At 72.6% G+C, this 21,432-nt stretch carries 16 protein-coding genes; 14 read left to right on the top strand and 2 right to left on the bottom strand.

The window, feature by feature from the left end:
* Positions 1-2 precede the first annotated feature (2 nt).
* From murG to ABZW10_RS08365, 8 genes are all read left to right on the top strand, one after another.
* Positions 3-1,109, top strand: a complete 1,107-nt coding sequence (gene murG / locus ABZW10_RS08400) for an undecaprenyldiphospho-muramoylpentapeptide beta-N-acetylglucosaminyltransferase (RefSeq protein WP_355361699.1) — start codon at positions 3-5, stop codon at positions 1,107-1,109.
* Complete coding sequence (locus tag ABZW10_RS08395) at positions 1,102-1,875, top strand: FtsQ-type POTRA domain-containing protein (RefSeq protein WP_355361697.1); 774 nt, start codon at positions 1,102-1,104, stop codon at positions 1,873-1,875. Before murG ends, ABZW10_RS08395 begins: the two co-directional genes overlap by 8 nt.
* A 367-nt stretch (positions 1,876-2,242) precedes the next feature.
* On the top strand, positions 2,243-3,484 hold the full coding sequence (gene ftsZ, locus ABZW10_RS08390; protein WP_355361695.1) for a cell division protein FtsZ: 1,242 nt from the start codon (positions 2,243-2,245) through the stop codon (positions 3,482-3,484).
* Positions 3,481-4,212 (top strand): peptidoglycan editing factor PgeF, encoded by a 732-nt coding sequence (gene pgeF, locus ABZW10_RS08385; RefSeq protein WP_355361693.1) that lies wholly within the window; start codon positions 3,481-3,483, stop codon positions 4,210-4,212. The genes ftsZ and pgeF overlap by 4 nt, the downstream gene beginning before the upstream one ends.
* The gene (locus tag ABZW10_RS08380; protein WP_355361691.1) at positions 4,212-5,018 is read left to right on the top strand and encodes a YggS family pyridoxal phosphate-dependent enzyme; all 807 of its coding nucleotides are present in this window, start codon (positions 4,212-4,214) and stop codon (positions 5,016-5,018) included. The genes pgeF and ABZW10_RS08380 overlap by 1 nt, the downstream gene beginning before the upstream one ends.
* 228 nt (positions 5,019-5,246) lie before the next feature.
* Positions 5,247-5,849, top strand: a complete 603-nt coding sequence (gene sepF, locus ABZW10_RS08375) for a cell division protein SepF (protein WP_350544118.1) — start codon at positions 5,247-5,249, stop codon at positions 5,847-5,849.
* A gap of 92 nt (positions 5,850-5,941) precedes the next feature.
* Entirely contained in the window at positions 5,942-6,223 is a 282-nt protein-coding gene (locus ABZW10_RS08370; RefSeq protein WP_030301231.1) for a YggT family protein, read from the top strand.
* A gap of 59 nt (positions 6,224-6,282) precedes the next feature.
* Complete coding sequence (locus ABZW10_RS08365) at positions 6,283-7,626, top strand: DivIVA domain-containing protein (protein ID WP_355361688.1); 1,344 nt, start codon at positions 6,283-6,285, stop codon at positions 7,624-7,626.
* A gap of 146 nt (positions 7,627-7,772) precedes the next feature.
* Here the strand turns inward: ABZW10_RS08365 and ileS are convergent, their stop codons facing one another.
* Complete coding sequence (gene ileS / locus ABZW10_RS08360; RefSeq protein WP_355361686.1) at positions 7,773-10,904, bottom strand: isoleucine--tRNA ligase; 3,132 nt, start codon at positions 10,902-10,904, stop codon at positions 7,773-7,775.
* Positions 10,905-11,484: 580 nt separating this feature from the next.
* On the opposite strand from ileS, the gene ABZW10_RS08355 reads away from it, so the two are divergent.
* The 6 genes from ABZW10_RS08355 (at position 11,485) to ABZW10_RS08330 (ending at position 18,163) form a co-directional block, all read left to right on the top strand.
* Positions 11,485-12,003 (top strand): TraR/DksA family transcriptional regulator, encoded by a 519-nt coding sequence (locus ABZW10_RS08355; protein WP_355361684.1) that lies wholly within the window; start codon positions 11,485-11,487, stop codon positions 12,001-12,003.
* Between the two features lie 132 nt (positions 12,004-12,135).
* The gene (lspA, locus tag ABZW10_RS08350; RefSeq protein ID WP_355362097.1) at positions 12,136-12,855 is read left to right on the top strand and encodes a signal peptidase II; all 720 of its coding nucleotides are present in this window, start codon (positions 12,136-12,138) and stop codon (positions 12,853-12,855) included.
* Positions 12,856-12,926: 71 nt separating this feature from the next.
* Positions 12,927-13,865 (top strand): RluA family pseudouridine synthase, encoded by a 939-nt coding sequence (locus tag ABZW10_RS08345; RefSeq protein WP_355361682.1) that lies wholly within the window; start codon positions 12,927-12,929, stop codon positions 13,863-13,865.
* 11 nt (positions 13,866-13,876) lie between these two features.
* Entirely contained in the window at positions 13,877-14,338 is a 462-nt protein-coding gene (locus tag ABZW10_RS08340; protein WP_355361680.1) for a GNAT family N-acetyltransferase, read from the top strand.
* Positions 14,339-14,447: 109 nt separating this feature from the next.
* Entirely contained in the window at positions 14,448-17,300 is a 2,853-nt protein-coding gene (locus ABZW10_RS08335) for an alpha/beta fold hydrolase (RefSeq protein WP_355361678.1), read from the top strand.
* 17 nt (positions 17,301-17,317) lie between these two features.
* Positions 17,318-18,163 (top strand): ABC transporter permease subunit, encoded by an 846-nt coding sequence (locus tag ABZW10_RS08330; protein WP_355361676.1) that lies wholly within the window; start codon positions 17,318-17,320, stop codon positions 18,161-18,163.
* A 103-nt stretch (positions 18,164-18,266) separates the two neighbouring features.
* On the opposite strand, the gene ABZW10_RS08325 is transcribed toward ABZW10_RS08330, so the two are convergent.
* Positions 18,267-21,419 (bottom strand): LPXTG cell wall anchor domain-containing protein, encoded by a 3,153-nt coding sequence (locus ABZW10_RS08325; RefSeq protein ID WP_355361674.1) that lies wholly within the window; start codon positions 21,417-21,419, stop codon positions 18,267-18,269.
* Between the last annotated feature and the right edge of the window lie 13 nt (positions 21,420-21,432).

Below are 21,432 nucleotides of genomic sequence, written 5' to 3'. Positions count from 1 at the left end.
CGGTGCATGTCGTACTCGCCGGCGGGGGGACCGCCGGTCACATCGAGCCGGCCATGGCCCTCGCGGACGCCCTCCGCAGGCACGACCCGTCCATCGGGATCACCGCCCTCGGCACCGAGCGCGGCCTGGAGACCCGACTGGTGCCCGAGCGCGGCTACCAGCTGGAGCTGATCCCGGCCGTCCCGCTGCCCCGCAAGCCCACCCCCGAGCTGATCACCGTCCCGGGCCGGCTGCGCGGCACCGTCCGGGCCGCCCAGGAGATCATCGAGCGGGTCAAGGCGGACGCCGTGGTCGGCTTCGGCGGCTACGTCGCGATGCCCGCCTACCTGGCCGCCAAGCGGGCCGGTGTGCCGATCGTGGTGCACGAGGCCAACGCCCGGCCCGGCCTGGCCAACAAGATCGGCGCCCGGTACAGCGACTTCGTCGCCGTCTCCACGCCGGACAGCAAGCTGCGCGACTCCCGGTACATCGGCATCCCGCTGCGCCGGACCATCGCGACCCTGGACCGGGGCGCCGCCCGCCCGGACGCCCGGCACTACTTCGGCCTCGACCAGCGGCTGCCCACCCTGCTGGTCACCGGCGGCTCGCAGGGCGCCCGCCGGCTGAACGAGACGATCACCGCGATCGCCCCCCGGCTCCAGCAGTACGGGGTGCAGATCCTGCACGCGGTCGGCCCGAAGAACGAGCTGCCGCAGGTGGACGAGATCCCCGGGATGCCGCCGTACCGCCCGGTGCCGTACCTGGACCGGATGGACCTCGCGTACGCCGCGGCCGACATGATGCTCTGCCGGGCCGGCGCCATGACGGTGGCCGAGCTGGCCGCGGTCGGTCTGCCCGCCGCCTTCGTGCCGCTGCCGATCGGCAACGGCGAGCAGCGGCTGAACGCCCAGCCGATGGTCAAGGCCGGCGGCGGCCTGCTGGTCGACGACGCCGAGCTGAGCCCGGACTGGGTGCTGCAGAACGTGCTGCCGGTGCTCACCGACCCGCAGCGGCTCTGGGACATGAGCCGGGCCGCCGCCGAGTTCGGCCGCCGGGACGCCGACGAGCTGCTGGTCGGCATGGTCTACGAGGCCATCGAGGCCGCCCGGGGCGGCCGCCGCCGTGGCTGACGCCCGGCTCGCCGATCCCCTCGACGAGGAGTTCGAGGCCGAGGAGTACGCTCCTCGGCTCCGGCTCTCCCGGCGGGGGGTGCTGGTGCTGGGCGGTCTGACCGCGGTACTCCTGGGCGTCCTGTCCTGGCTGGTGTTCTTCTCCTCGGTGCTGGAGGTGCGTTCGGTCTCCGTGCAGGGGATGCGGGACGACCGGCTGACGGCCGACGAGGTCCGCTCGGCGATCGGCGGGGTCGGTTCCGGCCCGCTGGCCCGGGTGGACCTCGACGACGCCCGGCGACGGGTGGAGGCGATCCCCCGGGTGGCGAAGGCGGAGGTCTGGCGGGGCTGGCCGAACACCCTGCGGGTGAAGGTCACCCAGCGCACGGCGGTCGCCGCCGTCAAGGGTGAGGACGGCCAGTTCACCCAGGTCGACGCCGGCGGCGTGAGCTTCGCCACCGAGCCGGCCGCCCCGGAGGGGGTGCCGGTGGTGGAGCTGAAGCTCAGCCAGCAGGCCCTCGACGTGGAGTCGGTGATCGGCCGTGGGCAGCTGGTGCAGGGCGCGGTGGCGGTGGCCGCCGGACTGCCGGCGGACGTCCGGCAGCGGGCCGGGGCCGTGCTGGTGCACTCGTACGACGACATCCAGTTGCAGCTCGACGGGGGAGTGACGGTGCGCTGGGGGAGCTCCGAGCAGACCGATCGAAAAGCCCGGGTGCTGGTGGCGCTGCTGAATCAGAAGGGTACGAACTTCGACGTGAGCGCCCCGGACTCGCCTGCGGTGTCGTGATGATCCGGTAGGTTTTCTACGACAAGGTGGGCTTGACGCGGTTTCGCCTCGGGCCGACCCTTGATGGTCACCCCGGTTTCATCCGGTGGTCGATGATCACATAGGCTCAAAAGAAAAAGGGAAGCTCGGCGTGTTCGTTGAAACGCGTGCCCGGAGCCACCTAGTGTCCTGTGTCACCAGACTGTGTTCCCTGGTGATGTGACAGAGGCACAGCACTAACCCTAAAGGTCAAGTTTAGGGTTGGGGTCGGCGGTCGGCATTTCGGACATTACGTCAGAAACCAGGCTCCCTACCCATCGACATCCGTCGGTTCGGCCCGCACCGGGCATCGGGCCGACCCGGAAATTCGAGGCGAGAGGCCTTCGACGTGGCAGCACCGCAGAACTACCTCGCAGTCATCAAGGTCGTCGGTATCGGCGGCGGTGGTGTCAACGCCATCAACCGGATGATCGAGGTCGGTCTCAAGGGCGTCGAGTTCATCGCGATCAACACCGATGCGCAGGCCCTCCTCATGAGCGACGCCGACGTCAAGCTCGATGTGGGCCGTGAACTCACCCGGGGCCTCGGCGCCGGCGCCAACCCCGAGGTCGGCCGCAAGGCCGCCGAGGACCACCGCGAGGAGATCGAGGAGGTCCTCAAGGGGGCCGACATGGTCTTCGTCACCGCCGGTGAGGGCGGCGGCACCGGCACGGGCGGCGCGCCGGTCGTCGCCAACATCGCCCGCTCGCTGGGCGCGCTCACCATCGGCGTGGTCACCCGCCCGTTCACCTTCGAGGGCCGGCGCCGCGCCAACCAGGCCGAGGACGGCATCGCCTCCCTGCGCGAAGAGGTCGACACCCTCATCGTGATCCCCAACGACCGGCTGCTGTCCATTTCGGACCGCCAGGTCAGCGTTCTGGACGCGTTCCGCTCGGCCGACCAGGTCCTGCTCTCCGGTGTCCAGGGCATCACCGACCTGATCACCACCCCGGGTCTGATCAACCTCGACTTCGCCGACGTCAAGTCCGTCATGTCGGACGCCGGCTCGGCGCTCATGGGCATCGGCTCGGCCCGCGGTGAGGACCGCGCCAAGGCCGCCGCCGTGATGGCGATCTCCTCGCCGCTGCTGGAGGCCTCGATCGACGGCGCCCGCGGCGTGCTGCTCTCCATCTCCGGTGGCTCGGACCTCGGTCTGTTCGAGATCAACGAGTCCGCCCAGCTGGTCAGCGAGGCGGCCCACCCCGAGGCCAACATCATCTTCGGTGCGGTCATCGACGACGCCCTCGGCGACGAGGTCCGGGTCACCGTCATCGCGGCCGGCTTCGACGGCGGTCAGCCGCCGGCCATCGTCCGCGAGCCGGTGGTCAAGGCGAGCGCGGCCCCGGCCGGCTCGTCGTCCTCCTCGTCGTCCAGTGGCAGCGCCCCCGAGCGTCCGGCCGGCCGGCCGTCGTACGGCGGCATCGGCTCGGTGACCTCCCGTCCGGAGGGCGAGGGCGCCGCCCCGGCCCGCCCGACCGAGGCCCCGGCCACCGCGACCGCCGCCCCGGTGCCGCCGCAGGTGCAGCCGGCCCGCCAGCCGTTCGTGGAGAGCCCGGCCGAGGAGCTCGACGTTCCGGACTTCCTTAAGTGATCGACCACGCGGTCCGCGACGGTGCTCACTTCGCCTTCACCACCCGGTGGGGCGGGGTGAGCACTTCGCCGTACGGGGAGCTGAACCTCGGCGGCGCGGTGGGGGACGACCCGGTGGCCGTCCGGGAGAACCGGGCGATCGCGGCCCGCGCGCTCGGCCTCGACCCGGCCGACGTGGTCTGGATGAACCAGGTGCACGGGGCCGAGGTGGCCGTGGTGACGGAGCGGCAGCCGGCCGGGCAGGCCCCGACCGTCGACGCCGTGGTCACCGACCGGCCGTTGGCGCTGGCGGTGCTCACCGCCGACTGCACGCCGGTACTGCTGGCCGACCCGGTCGCGGGTGTGGCGGGCGCCGCCCACGCCGGACGGCCCGGCCTCGCCGCCGGGGTGGTCCCCGCGGTGGTCCGGGCGATGGTGGAGCTCGGCGCCGAGCCCGGGCGGATCGTCGCCGCCACCGGCCCGGCCGTCTGCGGCCGCTGCTACGAGGTGCCCGCGCAGTTGCGCGCCGAGGTCGCCGACCGGGTGCCGGCCGCGTACGCGCAGACCTCCTGGGGGACCCCGGCGCTGGACGTGCCGGAGGGAGTCGCGGCCCAGCTGGCCGCCGTGGGTGTCACCGAGCTGGTGCGATCACCGGTCTGCACCCTCGAATCCGCCGATCACTACTCCTACCGCCGCGAGCAGCGCACGGGCCGGCTCGCGAGCTACGTCTGGTTGGGCTCTGAACACTGATGACGAACGACATCTACGGACCGTTCCCGAGTGGTTCCGATCGGTTTCCGGACAAGGACTGGCTGGACGCGCTGACGGAGGGGCAGCGTGCCCGGTACGAGGAACTGGGCACCAACCTGGAGGTCGTCGAGCGCCGGATCGCCGACGCCTGCACCGCCGCCGGCCGGGCGCGTGACGAGGTCCGGCTGATCGTGGTCACCAAGACCTACCCCGCCGAGGACACCGCGCTGCTGGCCGGTCTGGGCGTCACCGACGTCGCGGAGAACCGTGACCAGGACGCCGCGCCCAAGGCGGAGCAGTGCAGAAACCTTCCGCTGGCCTGGCACTTCGTCGGCCAGCTGCAGACCAACAAGGTCCGCTCGGTCGTCCGCTACTCCGACCACGTCCACTCGGTGGACCGGCCGCGGCTGGTGGAGTCGCTCGGCGCGGCGGTCCGCAAGGCCGAGCGCGCCGACCTCGGCTGCCTGGTGCAGATCGCGCTCGACAAGGAGCACGGCGAGGGCGAGCACCGCGCCGGCGTCGCCCCGGCGGACGTCGCGGCGCTGGCCGACGCTATCGCCGACACGCCCGGGCTGCGCCTGGACGGTGTGATGACCGTCGCTCCGCTGGCCGGTCCGCTGGCCGGCGACCCGGCGGCGGCCTTCGATCGGCTGGCGGAAATCGCAACCGCCGTACGGACCGCCCATCCGGCTGCCACCATGGTGTCGGCAGGGATGAGCGGTGACCTTGAGCAGGCCATTGCCGCCGGAGCGACACATGTGCGCGTCGGAACGGCGGTACTCGGAGTGCGGTCACCCCTCGGGTAACGTCACCGGGTAGTAGATCAGACTGCAGGACAAAATAGGACAGAAGCTAGCAGCTTATCTGAGCGCTAGCCAACCGTGGATCGCAGCTCCGCGGCCCTCATCCACGAACTTTGACCGGCCGTCGGCCTGACGAAGCGTCGTGGGCGGACCGCGGAATCCGCAAGGCGGGGCCGCTCGGCCCGGCCGCCGGGACGGAGCCGGTCCACCACAAGCGGAGGAGACAGGAGCATGGCCGGCGCGATGCGCAAGATGGCGGTCTACCTCGGCCTCGTGGAGGACGAGACGTACGACGGCCAGGGGTACGACCCCGATGACGACTACGACGCGGACCCCGAGCCGATCCGGACCGGACGGACCGAGGACATCCCCCGGCCGGCCGCGCCGGCGCCCGCGCCGGTCTCCTCGATCACCCCGCAGCCGGTGCCGGCCGCCGTCCCGATCCGTCAGGAGACCCCGAGGATGGCCCCAGTGTCGTCCATCACACCCGAACGCCGCCACAACCTGGAGAAGAGCGCCCCGGTGATCATGCCCAAGGTCGTGAACGAACGAGAGCCCTACCGCATCACCACGCTGCACCCTAGGACCTACAACGAGGCCCGTACCATCGGCGAACAGTTCCGTGGCGGGACCCCCGTGATCATGAATCTCACGGAGATGGACGACACCGACGCGAAGCGGCTCGTAGACTTCGCCGCTGGACTCGTCTTCGGTCTGCACGGCAGTATCGAGCGCGTGACGCAGAAGGTGTTCCTCCTGTCTCCTGCTAACGTCGATGTCACGGCGGAGGACAAGGCTCGGATCGCCGAGGGTGGGTTCTTCAACCAGAGCTGACCCGGCCACGACTTTACGTGTGGATCTGATCGACAGTGAGTTAGCGACAGGCGAGCGGCCCCAGGGCCGGGAATCGGGGAGAGAGAAGCGCGATGGAGATCGTGTGGGCAGTGCTCTATTACGCACTGACCGTCTTCCTGGTGTTCCTGCTCGTGCGGCTGGTGATGGACTGGGTGTTCCAGTTCGCGCGTTCGTGGCGGCCCGGCAAGGCCATGGTTCTGGTCCTGGAGGCCACGTACACTGTCACGGATCCGCCGCTCAAGCTTCTGCGGCGGTTCATTCCGCCGCTGCGTCTCGGGGGCGTGGCGCTCGACCTGTCCTTCTTCGTACTGATGATCATTGTGTATGTCCTGATCTCGCTTGTGCGGCCCTAGTCGTAGGTGAGCGATGCGACAGGATGCCGGTGTGCCGACGATCACGTTGAGGTGAAGAGATGCCATTGACCCCCGAGGACGTTCGGAACAAGCAGTTCACGACCGTCCGCCTGCGCGAAGGCTATGACGAGGACGAGGTCGATGCCTTCCTCGACGAGGTCGAGGCGGAGCTGACCCGTCTCCTCCGCGAGAACGAGGACCTGCGCGCCAAGCTGGCCGCCGCGACCCGGGCCGCCGCGCAGAACCAGGCCAACATGCGCAAGGAGCCGCCGCAGGACGCGCGCCCCGGCGCCCCGGTGCCGGCGGCCATATCCGGCCCGCCGGTCCCCGGGCAGCAGGGTGGCCCCGGTGGCCCGCAGCAGATGGGCCCGGGCGGTCCGCAGCAGCAGATGGGCCCCGGCCCGCAGCAGCAGCAGATGGGCAACCAGCCGCTCGGCCTGCCGTCCGGCGCCCCGCAGCTGCCCGCCGGTCAGGGCGGCCCGATGGGCCCCGGCCCGCAGCAGCAGCAGATGGGCCAGACCATGGGCGGCCAGCAGCAGCTGGTCCAGCCGATGGGCGGTCAGATGCTCCAGCCGATGGGCGGCCCCGGCGGCCCGCAGGGCATGGGCAACCCCATGGGCCAGGGCATGGGCCAGCAGCAGATGCAGCAGATGGGCGGCCCCATGGGCGGTCCGCAGCAGCAGATGGGCGGCCCGCTCGGCGCTCCGATGCAGCAGCAGGGCCCCGGTGGCGACAGCGCCGCCCGCGTGCTGGCGCTCGCTCAGCAGACCGCCGACCAGGCGATCTCCGAGGCGCGTTCCGAGGCCAACAAGATCGTCGGCGAGGCGCGCAGCCGTGCCGAGGGTCTGGAGCGCGACGCCCGTGCCAAGGCCGACGCGCTGGAGCGGGACGCCCAGGAGAAGCACCGGGTCGCGATGGGCTCGCTGGAGTCCGCCCGCGCCACGCTGGAGCGCAAGGTCGAGGACCTGCGGGCGTTCGAGCGTGAGTACCGGACGCGCCTGAAGTCCTACCTGGAGACCCAGCTGCGCCAGCTGGAGTCGCAGGCGGACGACTCGCTCGCCCCGCCGCGGATCCCGGCCACCGCTTCGCTGCCGCCGGCCGCGTCGTCGATGGCTCCGGCCGGTGCCGGTGCGATGAGCAGCCCGTCGCCGAGCTTCGGTGGCAGCCAGCCCTCGTTCGGCGGGAACCAGCCCTCCTTCGGCGGGCAGAGCTCCTTCGGCGGGAACTCGGGTGCGCAGGGCTTCGGCGGGCAGGCCTCGGGCGGGAACTCGGGCGCGCCGCAGATGCAGCCGGCCGGGATGACCCAGCCGATGGCGGCGGTCCGGCCGCAGCCGCCGCAGCCGATGCAGCAGGCTCCCGCGCCGATGCGGGGCTTCCTGATCGACGAGGACGGCGACAACTAGCGGTAGCCGTTCGGAGGAGCGCCCCCTTCTCGACCCTTCGGGGTCGGGGAGGGGGCGCTTCTTTCTGCGCGGTGAACGGGAGAACGGGAGCAGAAGGGGAACCGCCGCCGCCTCCGGGGAGGCGACGGCGGTCACCGGGGGGGCGGTCAGGCCTTGCGGAGCTGGAAGGCGAGGCCGAGCGAGTCGTCGGAGAAGGTGTCGGACTGCCAGTCGGCGGCGCCGGCGGCGAAGTCGGTGGCGAGGACCTCCTCGGCGACGAGGGCACCGTGCTCGGCGATGGCCTCCGCGGTCTCGTCGCCGGTGGCCCGCCAGCGCAGGACGATGCGGTCGGCGACGTCCAGGCCGGAGTTCTTGCGGGCCTCCTGGATCTGGCGGATCGCGTCGCGGGCGATGCCGAGGCGCTTCAGCTCGGGGGTGATCGCCAGGTCGAGGGCCACGGTGGCGCCGGACTCGTTGGCGACGGCCCAGCCCTCGCGCGGCGTCTCGGTGATGATCACCTCGTCGGGGGAGAGGGCGACGCTCTCGCCGTTCAGCTCCACCGAGGTGGTGCCCTGGGCCCGCAGTTCGGTGGCGAGCCTGGCGGCGTCCGCGGCGGCGACCGCCTTGGCGACGTCCTGCACGCCCTTGCCGAAGCGCTTGCCCAGCGCGCGGAAGTTGGCCTTGGCGGTGGTGTCGACCAGCGAGCCGCCGACCTCGGCCAGCGACTCCAGGCCGGAGACGTTGAGCTCCTCGGCGATCTGCGCGCGCAGGTCGGCGGGCAGCTCGTCCCAGCCCTGGGCGGCGACCAGGGCGCGGGACAGCGGCTGACGGGTCTTCACCCCGGACTCGGCGCGGGTGGCCCGGCCCAGTTCGACCAGGCGGCGGACCAGCGCCATGTGGCGGGAGAGCTCGGCGTCGATCAGCGACTCGTCGGCCTGCGGCCAGCTCGCCAGGTGGACCGAGGCCGGCGCGTCCGGGACGACCGGGACGACCAGGTCCTGCCAGACCCGCTCGGTGATGAACGGGGTGAGCGGGGCCATCAGCCGGGTGACGGTCTCCAGCGCCTCGTGCAGGGTGGCGAGCGCGGCGGCGTCGCCCTGCCAGAAGCGGCGGCGGCCGCGGCGGACGTACCAGTTGGAGAGGTCGTCGACGAAGCCGGAGAGCAGCTTGCCGGCGCGCTGGGTGTCGTACGCCTCGAAGGCCGCGTCGACCTCGCGGACCAGGGTGTTCAGCTCGGAGAGCACCCAGCGGTCCAGCTGCGGACGGTCGGCCGGGGCCGGGTCGGCCGCGGACGGCGCCCAGCCGGAGGTGCGGGCGTAGAGGGCCTGGAAGGCGACGGTGTTCCAGTAGGTGAGGAGGGTCTTGCGGACCACCTCCTGGATGGTGCCGTGGCCGACCCGGCGGGCCGACCAGGGCGAGCCGCCGGCGGCCATGAACCAGCGGACGGCGTCGGCTCCGTGCTGGTCCATCAGCGGGATGGGCTGCAGGATGTTGCCCAGGTGCTTGGACATCTTGCGGCCGTCCTCGGCCAGGATGTGGCCCAGGCAGACGACGTTCTCGTAGCTGTTCCTGTCGAACACCAGGGTGCCGACGGCCATCAGGGTGTAGAACCAGCCGCGGGTCTGGTCGATCGCCTCGGAGATGAACTGCGCCGGGTAGCGCTTCTCGAACAGCTCCTTGTTCTCGTACGGGTAGCCGTACTGGGCGAAGGGCATCGAGCCCGAGTCGTACCAGGCGTCGATGACCTCGGGGACCCGGGTGGCGGTGCCGCCGCAGTCGCGGCAGGCGAAGGTGACCTCGTCGATGTACGGGCGGTGCGGGTCGAGGTCGCTCTGGTCGGTGCCGGTCAGCTCGGTGAGCTCGGCCAGTGAGCCGACGCAGGTGAGGTGGCCCTCCTCGCAGCGCCAGATCGGCAGCGGGGTGCCCCAGTAGCGGTTGCGGCTGAGCGCCCAGTCGATGTTGTTGTTCAGCCAGTCGCCGAAGCGGCCGTGCTTGACGTTCTCGGGGAACCAGTTGGTGGCCTCGTTCTCCCGGATCAGGGCGTCCTTGACCGCGGTGGTGCGGATGTACCAGGACGGCTGCGCGTAGTAGAGCAGCGCGGTGTGGCAGCGCCAGCAGTGCGGGTAGCTGTGCTCGTACGGCAGGTGGCGGAAGAGCAGGTCGCGCGCCTGGAGGTCCTTGACCAGGGCCTCGTCGGCCTTCTTGAAGAACTGGCCGCCGACCAGCGGGACCTCGGGGGCGAAGGTGCCGTCGGCCAGCACCGGGTTGACCACCGGCAGGCCGTACCTGCGGCAGGTCGCGAGGTCGTCGGCGCCGAAGGCGGGCGACTGGTGGACGATGCCGGTGCCGTCCTCGGTGGTGACGTAGTCGGCGTTGAGGACGTAGTGCGCGTTCTCGATCTCGACCAGGTCGAACGGGCGGCGGTAGGCCCAGCGCTCCATCTCGGCGCCGGTGAAGGACTCGCCGGTCGGCTCCCAGCCCTCGCCGAGGGCCTTGGCCAGCAGCGGCTCGGCGACCACCAGCTGCTCGGTGCCGTCGGTGGCCACCACGTAGGTGACCTCGGGGTGCACGGCGGCGGCGGTGTTGGAGACCAGGGTCCACGGGGTGGTGGTCCACACCAGCAGGGCGGCGCGGCCGGCCAGCGGGCCGCTGGTCAGCGGGAAGCGGACGAAGACCGAGGGGTCGACGACGGTCTCGTAGCCCTGGGCCAGCTCGTGGTCCGAGAGGCCGGTGCCGCAGCGCGGGCACCAGGGGGCGACCCGGTGGTCCTGGACCAGCAGGCCCTTGTCGAAGATCTGCTTGAGCGACCACCAGACGGACTGCACGTAGGACGGGTCCATGGTGCGGTAGGCCTCGTCGAGGTCGACCCAGTAGCCCATCCGGGTGGTCAGCTCGGTGAAGGCGTCGGTGTGGCGGGTCACCGACTCGCGGCACTTGGCGTTGAACTCGGCGATGCCGAACGCCTCGATGTCCTGCTTGCCGGAGAAGCCCAGCTCCTTCTCGACGGCCAGCTCGACCGGGAGGCCGTGGCAGTCCCAGCCGGCCTTGCGGGCGACGTGGTAGCCCTTCATCGTCCGGTAGCGGGGGAAGACGTCCTTGAAGACGCGGGCCTCGATGTGGTGGGCGCCGGGCATGCCGTTGGCGGTCGGCGGGCCCTCGTAGAAGACCCACTCCGGGCGGCCCTCGGACTGCTCCAGGCTGCGCTGGAAGACCTTGTTGTCCTGCCAGAAGGACAGGATCTGGTGTTCGAGGGCGGGCAGGTCGACCTGCGCGGGGACGGGGTTGTAGGTGGTGGCCATCGCGGGCGTCTACCTCCGGCGGATGCGTGGACGGGATCCGACGGAGGGACGAGACGGCGTGCCGTCCCGCGGTACCACCCTCCTTGGCCGCGGTCCTGACTGCGGCCCTCTTGTTTGGGCTTGCGGCCGGGTCTACTGGGCCGACGAGTGTCGTCGCGGACCGTTCTTCCGGCGGCTCCGGGGTGATCTTCGCGCGGTGCACACCCCCGGGCTCGCACCGTCCCCGGGTCGCTGGTGGCTGCGTACTGCGGTACTCGTCCCCATCTGTGCCTTGCAGGCCCAGTGTATCGGCCGTCGCAAGTCGGTTTCGGCGCGCCGGGGCGAGGGGCACAACTCTGTTCGGCGTGCTGGGCGTGGCGGCTGTGACGTCTGCCCGGGTGGGATCATTGTGGGGCGTCGGTATGTCATGTTGTGACCGTTTTTGATCGGGATTATCGTTCCGGCACTGGAGGCCGCCGGGAACCGGCGGCTCGATTCGTTCGTAGATGGGGTCGAAGCCATGGCTGAGAAGGCAACCGTCGCGGGTACCGCCACCAAGCGGGCACGCAAGGCCGTGGCAGGCGACCCAGGGGAGGGGACCGTGACCACTACCGCACGGCGCAAGAACACCACCGACACCGCCCTCGTGGCCCCGGGCCTTACCCGTACCCCGGCCACGGCCGGGACCGCCGCCCGGTCCGCCGGGGGCGCCGAATCGGTCGACCCGGCCGAGCTACCGGTCCGACCCGGCGAGGATCCGTGGACCTCCGCGGAGGTGCACGAGCTGCACGCCGAGCTGATCAGCGAACTGGAACGGCTCCAGCACGAGATCGGCGCGGCCGAGGCCGCCATCACCGGTCTGATGCGCGACTCCAACGACGGGGCCGGCGACGACCAGGTGGACGCCGGGACGAAGAACATCTCGCGGGAGAGCGAACTCGCGCTGGCCAACAACGCCCGGGACAGCCTCGCCCAGACCGAGCACGCGCTGGCCCGGCTGGAGGGCGTCGGCTTCGGCACGTGCGAGTCCTGCGGCCAGGCCATCGGCAAGGCGCGGATGCAGGCCTTCCCGCGGGCGACGCTCTGCGTCCAGTGCAAGGCCAAGCAGGAACGCCGCTGACGACTCCGGGCGACCCACCGGGGCGACGCGGGGGGTCGGGCTTGCCGTAGGCTCGACCCCGTAACGTCGCCCGATCCCTCGCTGGACCGGGCTTCCACCGGCCCTCGGCCCCACGTCACGGCAGCGGAGCGGATCATCAGTACGCAAGGTTCCCCCCAGACCCGGGACGACGCCGTCCCGACGCCCGCCGATGTCGTGGCCGGGACCCCGGAGAACGGGGAGGCGCCCGCCGCTCAGCCGCAGGCGCCCGCGCAGCCGGAGGCACCCGTGCAGACCGAGCGTCCGGCCCCGACCGGGGAACCCGCGCAGACCGAGGAGCCCAAGGGGCCCCGGCGGGTCGGCGTGCTGATGGCCGTCGCCCTGCTCGCCTTCCTGATCGACCTCAGCAGCAAGCTGCTGGTCGTGGCCCGGCTGGAGAACCACGCGGCGATCAAGGTGATCGGCGACGTGGTGACCTTCCAGGTGATCCGCAACTCCGGCGCCGCCTTCGGCATGGGGCAGGCGCTGACCGTCGTCTTCACCGTGATCGCCTCGTCCGTCATCGTGGTGATCTGGCGGATCGCCCGGCGGCTGTACAGCCTGCCCTGGGCGATCGCGCTCGGCCTGCTGCTCGGCGGGGCGCTTGGCAACCTGACCGACCGGCTGTTCCGCTCGCCCGACGTCTTCCGCGGGCACGTGGTGGACTTCATCTCCGTCCAGCACTTCGCGGTCTTCAACCTCGCCGACTCGGCGATCGTCTGCGGCGGCATCCTCGTCGTCCTGCTCTCCTTCCGCGGCAGCAACCCGGACGGCACTGTGCACCAGCAGGCGGAGAAGGGCGAGAAGGGCGAGAAGGCCGACAAGGCCGAGTAGCGCCCGCCCGGGCCTCGGGCCCGGGACGGCGGCGGGCGGTGGGGCGGCCCGCGTCCGGCATACTCGTACGGGTGAGTACCGCAGCGCAGATCCGCAGCCTCCCCGTTCCCGACGGCCTGGAGGGCGAGCGCCTCGACGCCGCCCTGGCCCGGATGTTCGGCTTCTCCCGGACCAAGGCCGCCGAGCTGGCCGCCGACGGGAAGGTGACGCTCGACGGCGCCGTCGCCGGCAAGTCCGACCGGGTCACCGCCGGCTCCTGGCTGGAGGTCGAGATCCCGGCGCCCGCCGCGCCGGTGCAGATCGTCGCCGAGCCGGTCGAGGGCATGCGCATCGTCCACGACGACGAGGACATCGTGCTCGTCGACAAGCCGGTCGGCGTCGCCGCCCACCCCAGCCCCGGCTGGACCGGCCCCACCGTGATCGGCGGGCTCGCCGCGGCCGGCTACCGGATCTCCACCTCCGGCGCCGCCGAGCGCCAGGGCGTCGTGCACCGGCTCGACGTCGGCACCTCCGGGCTGATGGTGGTGGCCAAGTCGGAGCGCGCCTACACCGACCTCAAGCGGCAGTTCCACGACCGGGTGACCGAGAAGAAGTACCACACGCTGGTCCAGGGCCACCCGGACCCGCTCAGCGGCACCGTCGACGCGCCGATCGGGCGGCACCCCAGCTCCGACTGGAAGTGGGCCGTCACCCGGGAGGGCAAGCCGTCGGTCACCCACTACGACCTCATCGAGGCCTACCGGGCCGCCTCGCTGCTGGACATCAAGCTGGAGACCGGCCGCACCCACCAGATCCGCGTCCACATGTCGGCGCTGCGCCACCCCTGCGTCGGCGACCTCACCTACGGGGCCGACCCGACGCTCGCCAAGCGGCTCGGCCTGACCCGGCAGTGGCTGCACGCCGTGTCGCTCGGCTTCGAGCACCCGGCGGACGGCGAGTGGGTGCAGTTCGCCAGCGAGTACCCCGCGGACCTGCGGAAGGCGCTCGACATCATCGCTTCGGAGAGCTGAGGGCGACGGGGATGGCGGCGACGATCCGGGTGGCGCGCGGCGAGGCCGACCTCGCGCTGGTGCACGGGGTCCGGCGGGACGTCTTCATCGTCGAGCAGGGGATCGCCGAGGAGGAGGAGTGGGACGACCTCGACTCCACCTCGGAGCACCTGCTGGCGATCGGCCCGGACGGTGAGCCGGTCGGGACCGTGCGGCTGATCTTCGGCGAGCAGGCGCTGAAGGTCACCGGCGGGATCGAGGGCCGGGTGCTGCTCGGCCGGCTCGCGGTGCTGGCGGCGGCCCGGGGGACCGGGCTCGGCGCGGAGCTGGTACGGGCGGTGGAGGCCGCCGGGCTGGCGCGCGGGGCGCGCGAGGTGGAGTTGCACGCGCAGGTGCAGGCGCTCGGGTTCTACGAGCGCCTGGGGTACCTGGCCGAGGGGCCGGTGTACGACGACGCCGGGATCCCGCACCGGACGATGACCCGGGTGCTGTAACCGGGCCGCTGCGGCCGGGCCGGCCGGTCGGCCCGGCCGCAGCGGTCGGCCCGGTGGGCGCCGGTGGTTTTATCGGACGCCTACTCCGCATGCGGCTACGATCACCGCCATGGAGCTCGGTGGGGCGTGGCGCCGGTGGCGAGGCCGTGGGACGGCCGCCGGACGGAGACTGGTGGCCGGGGCGGTGGCCCTGGTGGCCGTGGCCGGGGTCGGGACGGCGGTGGCCGTCGCGGCCGGGGGCGAGCAGTCCGTCCATCAGGAGGATCGTTTCCTCGCGATGCCCGAGACGCCCGGCAGCGCCCAGGTCGTCCAACTGGACACCTCCTTCTTCACCACCGGGGACAGCCCGCGACCGGCGGTGCTGCTCGGGCACGGCTTCGGCGGCTCCAAGGAGGGCGAGCGGGAACGCGCCCGGGAACTGGCCCGGCAGGGGTACGCGGTGCTGACCTGGTCGGCGCGCGGCTTCGGGCGGTCCGGCGGCAGGATCGGGCTGAACGCCCCGGACCGCGAGGTCGAGGACGTCAAGCACCTGGTCGACTGGCTGGCGCAGCGCCCCGAAGTACAGCTGGACGGCCCCGGCGACCCCCGGGTGGGGATCACCGGGGCCTCGTACGGCGGCGCGGTGGCGCTGCTCGGCTCGGCCTACGACAGCCGGATCGACGCCGTGGCCAGCGCGATCACCTGGTGGAACCTGGCCGACGCGCTGTTCCCGCAGGGGGTGCGCGGCTCGGGCGCCGTGGACGGCGTGTTCAAGAAGCTGTGGGCCGGGATCTTCTTCACCACCGGCTCGGTGGGCGAGCTCGGACCCTCCGGCGGCGCGGCGCGGCCGGCCCTGGCACCCGACCAGGGCGGCGGGCAGGTCGGCTGCGGCCGGTTCCTGGACGAGCTGTGCCGGATGTACGACCGGGTGGCGGCCTCCGGGCACGCCGACCCCGAGGCCGTCGCGCTGCTCGAACGTTCCAGCCCGTCCTCGGTCGCCGCGCGGCTGAAGGCGCCCACCCTGGTGATCCAGGGTCAGCAGGACTCGCTGTTCCCGCTCGACCAGGGCGACGCGATCGCCCGGGCGGTGGCCGCCAACGGCGCCCCAGTGGCGGTGGACTGGTTCGCCGGCGGGCACGACGGCGCGACCGACACCAGTGACCGGGTGGACACCCGGACGACGGAGTGGTTCGACCGCTTCCTGAAGGGCGACGGCCCCAAGGGTGCCGCCGCCGAGGGCGATGCCGCGAAGGCCGGGGGGAGCGGCCCGGCGTTCCGGGTGACCCGGACCGGCGGGGTCGACTCGACGGGCTTCCAGGCGGTGCTGCGCGGGGCCAGCGCGGACGCCTACCCGGGCCTCGGCGGCACCGGCTCCCGGCAGGTCGAGCTGAAGGCACCCACCGGCGAGCCGGAGCAGGCCTTCGCCAACCCGCCGGGCGGGGCGCCGCCCAACATCTCCGCGCTGCCGGGCTTCGGCGGCGCGCTCAGCCAGGCCTCCTCGCTGGGCGCCGGACTGTCGCTGGACTTCCCCGGCCAGTTCGCCGCCTTCGAGTCGGCGCCGCTGGACTCCTCGGTGCATCTGACGGGACAGCCGACCGTGCCGGTCCGGGTGCGGGCCGACCGGCCGGACGCGGTGCTCTTCGCCAAGCTGTACGACGTCGCCCCGGACGGCAAGCAGAGCCTGCCGCAGCAGCTGTCCGCGCCGCTGCGGGTGACCGGTGCCGACGCACCCGAGGGCAGGAACGTCACGGTGGCGCTGCCCACCGTCGACCACACCTTCGACGCCGGACACCGGCTGCGGCTGGTGCTCGCCTCCACCGACCTCGCGTACGCCTCGCCCGTCGAGCCCGCCACCTACCGGGCGGCCGTCACCGGACCGGTGACCCTGCCGACCGTGGACGGGCTGGTCACCGAGGCGGCGCCGCTGCCGTCCCGGACCTGGATGCTGCCGCTGGTCGCGCTCGCGCTGGCCGCCGCGCTGGTGCTGGTGCCGAGGCTGCGCACGGCCAGGAGCACGCGCCGGGCGCACGGACCGGCGTACGACCCGGCGCTCGCCGGGGTTCCGCTGCAGATCACCGGTTTGAGCAAGCGCTACAAGGGCGCCGCCGACCGCTACGCCGTCCGCGACCTGGGCTTCCGGGTGGAGCAGGGCCAGGTGCTCGGCCTGCTGGGACCCAACGGCGCGGGCAAGACCACCACGCTGCGGATGCTGATGGGCCTGATCCGGCCGGATGCCGGTGAGATCCGGATCTTCGGCCACCTGGTGCGGCCCGGCGCGCCGGTGCTCTCCCGGGTCGGCGCGTTCGTCGAGGGCGCGGGCTTCCTGCCGCACCTCACCGGGCGGGCCAACCTGCGGCTGTACTGGCAGGCCACCGGCCGCCCGGAGCAGGACGCGCACCTGGAGGAGGCGCTGGCCATCGCCGGGCTGGGCGAGGCGCTGGACCGGGCGGTGCGCACCTACTCGCAGGGCATGCGGCAGCGTCTGGCGATCGCCCAGGCCATGCTCGGCCTGCCGGACCTGCTGATCCTCGACGAGCCGACCAACGGGCTCGACCCGCCGCAGATCCGCGAGATGCGCGAGGTGATGATCCGGTACGCGGCGGCCGGGAGGACCGTCATCGTCTCCAGTCACCTGCTGGCCGAGGTCGAGCAGAGCTGCACCGACCTGGTGGTGATGGACCGGGGCCGGCTGGTCACCACCGGCGCGGTCGCGGAGATCGTCGGCGCGGGCGCGCAGCTGCTGGTCGGCACCGACGCCTCGTTCGGGGCGGCGGAGCTGGCGGCGACGGCCGACAAGGTGGCCGCGCTGGCCGGGGTCGGCTCGGCCGAGGCCGTCGAGGGCGGGCTGCTCGTCCGGCTGGACGGCATGGCGGGCAGTCAGCTGCTCGCCGAGCTGGTGCGGCTCGGTGTGCCGGTGGAGTCGGCCGGGCCGCAGCGCCGGCTGGAGGACGCGTTCCTGTCGCTGATCGGAGGTGCGGCGTGAGCGCCGTGGGTGCTGAGGTGTCGGCCGATCACGCGGCCGGCTACCGGGCCGGGCGGACGCTGCCGTTCCGGGTCGAGGTGGTCCGTCAGCTGCGGCGGCGCCGGACGCTGGTGATCGGCGGGGTGCTGGCCGCGATGCCGCTGCTGGTGCTGGCGGCGTTCGCGGTCGCGGGTACCCCCCGGCGGACCGACCGGACGACGTTCATCGAGCTCGCCACCTCCTCCGGGCCGAACTTCGCGGCGACCATGCTCTTCATGGGCACCGGCTTCCTGCTGGTGATCCCGGTCGCGCTGTTCTGCGGGGACACGGTGGCCTCGGAGGCGAGCTGGTCCTCGCTGCGCTACCTGCTGGCGGCGCCGGTGCCGCGGGCGCGGCTGCTGGTGCGCAAGTTCCTGGTGGGGCTGCTCTTCTCGGCGGTGGCCGTGACGCTGCTGCCGCTGGTCGGGCTGCTGGTCGGCACCGCCGCGTACGGCTGGGGGGACCTCCAGCTGCCGGCCGGGGCCAGTCTGACCGCCGGGGAGGCGCTGCCGCGGCTGGCGGTCGCGGTGGTCTACGTGTTCCTGAGCGAGATCGTGATCGCCGCGATGGCGTTCTGGCTCTCCACCGCCACGGACGCGCCGCTGGGGGCGGTCGGCGGGGCGGTGTTCGGCTCGATCATCACCGGGGTGCTGGACGCCATCACGGCGCTCGGGGACCTGCGGGCCTGGCTTCCGGCGCACTGGCAGTACGCGTGGGCGGACGCCCTGCAGCCGCGGATGGAGTGGGGCGGCATGGTGCAGGGCGTCTCGCTGTCGCTGTCCTACGCGGTGGTGCTGCTGGCGCTGGCCTTCCGGGGGTTCACCCGCAAGGACGTGGTGTCGTAGGCGCGGTGTCGTAGGCGTGGCGCGGTACCGGTTCGTGTGACGGCCCCGCCCCCGGCGTCCCTCGCGGGGGCCGGGGGCGGGGCCGATCGGCTCCGGTACGCGGTCAGTTCTCGTACGGGGCGGTGGGGGTGGCGGCCGTCGCGCGGCGCCGGGTCCGCAGGATCAGGAGGCCGCCCGCGGCGACCAGCAGGCCGCCGGTCGCGAGCAGGCCGCCGACCGGTGCGCCGGTCTCGGGCAGGTGGCCGCCGTTGTGCGGCGGCTCCGGGTGCGGGCCGGGGCCGTTGGCCGGCGGCTTGCCGTGGTCGCCGCCGTCGCCCGGCGGCTTTCCGTGGTCACCGCCGTGGCCCGGGTGCTTGGGGCAGCCCTTGTGGTCGTGGTCCTTCGGGGGGCAGAGCAGGACGGTGACGCGGAGCTTCACGTCGGGGCTGCGGACCTCGCCGCCCTGGGGATCGGTGGCGGTGGCGTGGGCGGTGTTGGTCACCTGGCCGGCTTTGGCGTCGGCTTCGGTGACGGTGTAGTCGGCGTGGCAGGTGGTGCTCTCGCCGGGGTTGAGGGTGGTGCGGTCGCAGGTGACCTTGGTGGCGCGGTCGTCGGTGACGGTGAGGTTCTTCAGCGCGGCCGTGCCGCTGTTGGTGACCGTGTAGGTGTACGTGATGGTCTCGCCGACGTGCAACAAGCCGGAGGGGTTGGCCTTCTTGGTGATGGTCAGCGCGGTTGCCCCGGTGGTGACGGGCAGGGTGACCTGTGCGTCGGGGCTGCGGACCTCGCCGCCCTGGGGGTCGGTGGCGGTGGCGTGGGCGGTGTTGGTCACCTGGCCGGTCTTGGCGTCGGCTTCGGTGACGGTGTAGTCGGCGTGGCAGGTGGCGTTCTCGCCGGGGTTGAGGGTGGTGCGGTCGCAGGTGACCTTGGTGGCGCGGTCGTCGGTGACGGTGAGGTTCTTCAGCGCGGCCGTGCCGGTGTTGGTGACCGTGTAGGTGTAGGTGACGGTCTCGCCCACGTGCACCGGTCCGGCCGTGCCGGCCTTCTTGGTGATGGTCAGCGCGGTGGAGACGGGGGCGACCGGCAGGGTGACCTGCGCCGGCGGGCTCTCCACGGGCTGGTCCTGCGGGCCGAGCGCGCTCGCCAGCGCCGTGTTCTTCACCTGGCCGGCCTCGGCGTCGGTGGCGGTGACGGTGTAGGTGGCGTGGCAGGTGGTGCTCCCACCCGGGTCGAGGGTGGTGCGGTCGCAGGTGACGTTCGGCGCGTGGTCGTCGGTGACCGTGAGGCTGTGCAGCGCCCGCTCGCCGGTGTTGGTGACGGTGTAGGTGTAGCTGACGGTCTCGCCGATGTGCACCGGCCCGGCGGTGCCGGCCTGCTTGCGCAGGGAGAGCCCGAAGGTCCCGGTGATCCGGATCGTCGCCTCGGCCTCCGGTGAGGTGAGCGGGTGGCCGTCCGAGGTCCCGGTGGCGTGGGCGTGGTTGGTGACCGAGCCGAACCGGCCGTCGGCCGCGGTGACGACGTAGGTGCCGTGGCAGGTGGTGCTGTCGCCGGGGCTGCCGGCCGGGGCCAGTGCGGTGGCGGCGCAGGTGATGCCGGTGACCTTGTCGTCCGTGATGCCGACGGCGTCGACCTGGACGCCACCCGTGTTGGTGACCACATACGTGTACGGCACGGTGTCGCCGACGGCGAACGGGCCGGGGGCGTCGACGTGCTTGGTCAGGTGGATGCCGGGCGGGGCCACGACCGGGACGTTCTCCGAGGACGGCGGGGACTCGACCGGGGTGCCGTCGGCGGTGCCGGTGGCCACGGCGGTGTTGGCGATGTGGCCGGACTGCGCGTCGGCGGCGGTCACCAGGTAGGTGGCCGTGCAGGTGACGGTCGTGTGGGGGGCGAGCGTGGAGACCGGGCAGCTGACCGGTCCGACCTTGGGGTCGTTGACGCCCAGGTTGTCGATCGGCACGGTGCCGGCGTTGGTGACCACGAAGTCGTACGGCACCGGTGTGCCGACCGTGATGAGCCCGGGCAGCGGCTCGCGGACCTGCTTCACCAGGTTCAGCTCGGGCAGCGGCTGGTCCGTGCTCACCGTGACGTTGCGGATCAGGTGCACATCGGTGAACAGGCCGGTGGAGCCGGCGAAGCCGAACTTGTAGGTGGAGGGAACGGGCGTCGGGGCGGGGGTCGACAGCACCTGGTGCGGGCCGGTGCCGTCGTTGAAGTCGACGCCGACCGTCAGCACCGGGGAGGGCGCCGGCGTCAGGTGCACGTTCACCCGGCGGCGGGACGGCTCCAGCAGGGTCTGGGCCTCGTCGGGGGTCACGGCGGGAGGCAGCACCGTCAGCGGGCCCTGCAGCTGGCCCGGCAGGGTGGAGGGCCAGGGGCCGGTGGTGGTGAAGTTGCTGGTCGTGGCGGTCAGGAAGCAGTAGCCGGTGGTGCCGTCGCCGGGGCCGCGGACGGTGACCATGTTGGCGCCGGGCGCGGGGACGTGGAACCCGGTGCCGGCCGGCGAGCGTGTCGCGCAGCCGTTGCCGCGCTGTTCCCAGTCGCCGAAGTAGTTGCCGAGGACGTCCAGCCCGACGCCCAGGTAGCCGCGGTCGACGCCGGGCAGGAAGTCGAGGTTCGGGTTGTCGTCGGGCAGCTTCTGGGCGTAGCCGAGGCTGCCGCCGAAGGCCCCGGGGTGGGTGAGCGAGGTGTCGCCGTTGACCAGGAAGAAGGAGATGCCGTCGGCCGGGGTGTTGGGCGTGGTGCTGCCGTACTGCCACTGGTCGAAGGTGACGTCCAGGCCGTTGCCGGCCGGCAGTGCCTGGTCGAACAGGACGGCGCCGCTCTGGTCGTTCGCGGCGTCGGTGATCCGCAGGTATCCGAGCGGCGCGCTGTTCAGTGGCGGCACCGGTCCGGTCTCGGCGCTCGGGCAGCCGCCGAGCGGGTGGTTGCCCGGGACCAGCGGGGCGGGCGCGGCGCCGGTGAGGCAGGCGGAGCCGACGGCGAGGAAGCGCGAGTCGGCGGTCGCGTTGGTGAAGGCCTCGTCGAGCAGGACGCTGCCGCCCGCCCGGACGCGTTCAGGGGCGGCAGCGGTAGCGGCAGTGGTAGCGCTAGCGGCAGTGGTGGGAGCGGGAGCCGAGGAGGCGGGAGCGGCCGGGGCGGCCGGATGCGGTGGTGCGGCGGCCCGGGCGGTGGCGCCGGTCAGGCCGGTGCCGAGGATTCCCAGTGCCGCGATGGTGGTGACGAGGCGGGCCGTTCGGGCGCGGAGCCACGGGGGACCCCCGGTTTCTCTGATCATGTCGTCACTATGT

This window comes from Kitasatospora sp. NPDC004723 (assembly GCF_040609255.1).
GTDB lineage: Bacteria > Actinomycetota > Actinomycetes > Streptomycetales > Streptomycetaceae > Kitasatospora.
This window is presented reverse-complemented; position numbering and strand designations above follow the sequence as displayed.

Coding starts and splice junctions, on each gene's coding strand:
- ABZW10_RS08365 (WP_355361688.1), top strand. CDS start 6,283: ATGCCATTGACCCCCGAGGACGTTCGGAACAAGCAGTTCACGACCGTC.
- ABZW10_RS08340 (WP_355361680.1), top strand. CDS start 13,877: ATGGCGGCGACGATCCGGGTGGCGCGCGGCGAGGCCGACCTCGCGCTG.
- ABZW10_RS08380 (WP_355361691.1), top strand. CDS start 4,212: ATGACGAACGACATCTACGGACCGTTCCCGAGTGGTTCCGATCGGTTT.
- ABZW10_RS08335 (WP_355361678.1), top strand. CDS start 14,448: ATGGAGCTCGGTGGGGCGTGGCGCCGGTGGCGAGGCCGTGGGACGGCC.
- sepF (WP_350544118.1), top strand. CDS start 5,247: ATGGCCGGCGCGATGCGCAAGATGGCGGTCTACCTCGGCCTCGTGGAG.
- ABZW10_RS08325 (WP_355361674.1), bottom strand. CDS start 21,419: ATGATCAGAGAAACCGGGGGTCCCCCGTGGCTCCGCGCCCGAACGGCC.
- ABZW10_RS08370 (WP_030301231.1), top strand. CDS start 5,942: ATGGAGATCGTGTGGGCAGTGCTCTATTACGCACTGACCGTCTTCCTG.
- ileS (WP_355361686.1), bottom strand. CDS start 10,904: ATGGCCACCACCTACAACCCCGTCCCCGCGCAGGTCGACCTGCCCGCC.